The following is a 1,008-nucleotide window of genomic DNA, read 5'->3' as shown; positions in this document are numbered from 1 at the left end:
TCATAGGCTAAGACATATTGTTGATTGGTCGCGATTTGAATATTATAGCCTGCTTTAAGTTGCCCGTTCCGCATGTGATCCTCTTTCATCCTCATAAACGTGGCATCAGGATCTGTTTTGGAGTAACTATTTCTCTCACCTAAAATAGCTTTTTGACGGACATACCGAGACTGACGTTCTTTAAAATCAAGGAATTGTTTCAGTGCTTTTTTAGGTGCCTTTCGTTGAGAGCGTAGGAGTTTCCGCTCTTCAGTACAATGAGAGGCATCAATTTCTTGCGTAAAATTTTCTACACTTGTTTCTAATGTAGTGATGATTTTGGAAAAGTCCTCTTCTGAAAGGTCTTTATCTTCATCGCAAATAGAAGGAATGATTTTCTCCTTCACGAGTTGATGGTAGATCTCTTTTGATTTTTCAGTCAGTTTGGCCTCATAGTTTTGTAAGCTCTTTTTCCAGACAAATGTGTATTTATTGGCGTTGGCTTCTATCTTGGTACCGTCAATAAAGATGACATCTGTTTCGATAAGTTTCTGAGAAACCAAGAGGTTTCGGAATTGAATAAAGCATTCTTCTAATAAAACTTGCATATGTGGATGCACACGAAAACGATTAATCGTTCTGAAATTGGGTTGCTGTGATTGTGTCAGCCATCGCGCACGAATGCTGTCTTTAGCTAGAGCTTCAATTCTTCTGCCAGAAAAAACAGACTGTGTGTAACCGCACAGTATCAACTTCAACATCATTTTAGGATGATAAGAGGTTGCTCCCATCTGGTGCTCAAAAGCAGCGAAGGCTTTTTCTGGTATGCTTTCCACAAGATCATTAATCGCAAAAGCAAGGTCGTCTTTTTCCAAATAAATCTCTAAATCTAATGATAAGGTGACCTGATTCATGTTATAATCTTTGTACATAGATAGCACTCCCTTTTGGTTATGGTTGGTACTTTAATTATACAAGGAAGTGCTATTTTTATCGCTAAAAAAAGGAACAAAATCATAAAAAGATTTC

1 protein-coding gene is annotated in these 1,008 nt (G+C 37.5%); it reads right to left on the bottom strand.

Annotation, left to right across the window (positions count from 1 at the left end; all coding sequences use genetic code 11):
- A partial coding sequence (locus CBF29_RS13635; protein ID WP_148112418.1) for a transposase occupies positions 1 to 911 on the bottom strand: 911 nt, incomplete at its 3' end.
- Positions 912 to 1,008 lie beyond the last annotated feature (97 nt).

The organism is Vagococcus elongatus (assembly GCF_003987645.1).
GTDB lineage: Bacteria > Bacillota > Bacilli > Lactobacillales > Vagococcaceae > Vagococcus_A > Vagococcus_A elongatus.
The sequence above is the reverse complement of the archived record's forward strand: the minus strand, read 5'-3'. Positions and strand labels throughout refer to the sequence as shown.